This window comes from Dietzia sp. DQ12-76 (assembly GCF_014145045.1).
GTDB lineage: Bacteria > Actinomycetota > Actinomycetes > Mycobacteriales > Mycobacteriaceae > Dietzia.
The window spans coordinates 1-3,048 of record NZ_JAALDV010000181.1 but is presented as its reverse complement, the minus strand read 5'-3'; the positions used below and the strand labels follow the sequence as shown (position 1 = coordinate 3,048).

The following is a 3,048-nucleotide window of genomic DNA, read 5'->3' as shown; positions in this document are numbered from 1 at the left end:
GGCGGTCGGACGCGGGCATTGCGCGGGCGAGTCGGCTCTTGGCGCGGTCGAGCGCCTTGACGGGGACGACGATCGTCCACCCGCCGTCCGCCGCCCCGTGCCCCGACACCGTAGTCATCGCCCGCCATCCTGCCAGCAGAGCCTCGCGCGCGCGCCGGGCCGGGTAGCGTTTGCTCACGATCCACCGGCGAGGGCCCCGGTGGTGAACGACGAGCCGGGAGGCGAAATGGCGCGGGTCGCGGTGATGGGTGCGGGGTCGTGGGGGACCGCCGTCGGGAAGGTCCTCGCGGACGCGGGGTCGGAGGTCGTGATGTGGGCCCGCCGTGACGAGGTGGCACTCGGGATCAACGAGCGTCACTGCAACGAGAAGTACCTGCCGGAGACCGTGTTGCCGGCGACGGTCACCGCCTCGACGGACCCCGCCGAGGTCCTCGCGGGCTCCCACGAGGTCGTCCTGGCCGTCCCGTCCCAGAGCCTGAGGGGAAACCTCGAGACGTGGGTCGACCTCCTCGAGCCCGACGCCGGGGTCATCTCGCTGGCGAAGGGTATCGAGACCGGGACGCTGATGCGTATCAGTGAGGTCGTCGCAGAGGTGACGGGGTTGACGCCGGACAGGATCGCCGCGCTGTCCGGCCCCAACCTCGCGCGGGAGGTCGCCGAGGGTCAGCCCGCGGCGACCGTCATCGCCTGCACGGACGCCGACCGTGCCGCCCGCCTGCAGGACGCCTTCGCCACCCCCTACTTCCGGCCGTACACGAACTCCGATGTGGTGGGCTGCGAGATCGGCGGTTCCACCAAGAACGTCATCGCGCTCGTGTGTGGGATCGCCTCCGGCATGGGCCTGGGCGACAACACCATGGCCTCGTTGGTCACGCGCGGATTGGCGGAGTCGACGAGGCTGGGAGTGGCGCTCGGAGCCAACCAGATGACCTTCGCGGGGCTCGCGGGTCTCGGCGACATGGTCGCCACCTGCACCTCGCCGCTGTCCCGCAACCGCACCTTCGGAGAGCGACTGGGCAGGGGCGAGACCCTGGAGCAGGCACAGGAGGCCACCAACGGCCAGGTCGCGGAGGGGGTCAAGTCCTGTACGTCGATCCGTGCGCTCTCCCGGCAGGTAGGGGTCGAGATGCCCCTGACCGAGGCCGTCCACGAGATCTGCCACGAGGGGGGCGACGCCGTCGAGGTGGCGGTGCGCCTCATGAGACGCAGCACCAAGCCCGAGTAGCCTCGGCCCGGTGAATCGCATCACCGTTGCCGTCCTGTACGGCGGGCGTAGCTCGGAGCACTCCGTGAGCTGCGTGTCCGCCGGTGCCGTCATGGCACACCTCGACCCAGCCGTCTACGAGGTGGTCCCGGTCGGGATCACCGGATCGGGGACGTGGACCCTGGGTCCCGACGACGTCTCGGGCCTGCGGATCATCGACCGTGTGCTGCCGGAGGTCGACCCGGGTCGACCCCGGGTGGCACTCGGCCTGTCCGCCGACGACCGCGGGGTCCTGCGGTTCCTGGACGGTGAGCGCGCCGGCGACGAGGTGGCCCGGGTGGACGTGGTGTTCCCCGTCATGCACGGCACCCATGCGGAGGACGGCACCGTCCAGGGGCTGTTGGAGCTCTCGGGCGTCCCATACGTGGGCCCGGGGGTGTTCGCCAGCGCGGCCGGAATGGACAAGGAGTTCACCAAGGTGGTGTTGGGTGCGGCCGGACTGCCGATCGGCGAGCAGGTCGTGTTGCGTCCCGGGTCGGGGCCGGTGCCGGAGTCGGAGGTGGACCGGCTCGGGTTGCCGTTGTTCGTCAAGCCCGCCCGCGGTGGGTCGTCCATCGGGATCACCAAGGTCAGCGACCGGGGAGAACTCGACGCGGCCATCGCCGAGGCCCGCCGGTTCGACCCCAAGGTCATCATCGAGGCGGCCATCGTGGGTCGCGAGGTCGAATGCGGCGTTCTGCAGTATCCGGACGGCCGGGTGGAGGCGAGCCTGCCCGCCGAGTTGCACATCCCCGGGGAGCCGACCGGTCTGGACGGCGAGACGGAGGGCGACTCCTTCTACGACTTCGACACGAAGTATCTCGACGACGTCTGCACGTTCGACCTGCCCGCGCGGCTCCCCGCCGCGGAGACCGATCGCCTTCGGGCCCTGGCCGTCGAGGCGTTCCACGCCCTGGACGCGCGTGGGCTGAGCCGCGTCGACTTCTTCGTCACCGACCACGGGCCGGTGATCAACGAGGTCAACACCATGCCGGGATTCACCCCGATATCGATGTACCCACAGATGTGGGCGGCCTCCGGAGTCGACTACCGGACCCTGCTCGACACCCTCGTGCGGACCGCGCTGGCCGGGTGTTGACCGCGCGCGTCAGCTGATCGGCGCGGGCCGCGGTTCCACGGCCTCGAGGACGGCGGAGAGCGCGTCCGACAGGTCCTGGATCGGGCCCGTGCCGCCGGTCGCGGGGAGCGTGACCGCGATGTACTCCGGCCGGTCCACGGCCACCCAGGTGGACGACGTCACGGCCGGGTCCGGGTCCGGATCGTTGAACCACTGCACACCGTTGACCTCCTGGAGCGTCGACCCGACCGTGAAGGTCGGCGGTGCGGGCAGACCGCAGCGGACGACGACGGTCTCGGCGTCGGGCAACCGGTACGCCGCCGCGCCCGGGGGCGCGGGTTCGACGAACGGGACGCGGTCGGCCTCGCCCAGGGACTCCGGGAGAGACTCCAGAAGCGACAGGCACTCCTCGGATCCGGCGCCGGGGGCCGGGATGCTCACCGCGGTGACGGGCTCGCTCGCGGCGGTCTCGGCGGCCTCGTCGCTCATACTGCGCACCAGAACCAGGACCACGGCGAGCAACACCAGCGGGATCAGGACCGCCGCGATCACGACGACGGTCGAGACCGGTGGTCGGTGTCCACCGTCGGGCGTCAGGTCCTGCGATGCCGCGGGCCCGGATGAACCGGATGACCTCGCGTCGTGCCGGTCCCCCGAGTTCGTCTCCGTGGTGCGCACCTCGAGTCGTCCTCTCTCCTGCGATCGGCCGCCCGGGTCGCGGCCGCTA

General features: G+C 71.2%; 3 protein-coding genes. 2 read left to right on the top strand and 1 reads right to left on the bottom strand.

Features of this window, described 5'->3' with window-relative positions; translation table 11 throughout:
- Nucleotides 1-226 precede the first annotated feature (226 nt).
- Together G6019_RS07550 and G6019_RS07545 are read left to right on the top strand one after the other, a co-directional pair.
- Nucleotides 227-1,225, top strand: coding sequence for an NAD(P)H-dependent glycerol-3-phosphate dehydrogenase (locus tag G6019_RS07550; RefSeq protein ID WP_107756670.1), 999 nt, complete (start codon nt 227-229; stop codon nt 1,223-1,225).
- 10 nt (nt 1,226-1,235) lie between these two features.
- Complete coding sequence (locus G6019_RS07545; RefSeq protein WP_107756669.1) at nt 1,236-2,342, top strand: D-alanine--D-alanine ligase family protein; 1,107 nt, start codon at nt 1,236-1,238, stop codon at nt 2,340-2,342.
- Nucleotides 2,343-2,351: 9 nt separating this feature from the next.
- Here G6019_RS07545 and G6019_RS07540 read toward each other — a convergent pair.
- The coding region (locus G6019_RS07540; protein WP_309230183.1) for a DUF3515 domain-containing protein at nt 2,352-3,048 on the bottom strand (697 nt) is incomplete at its 5' end.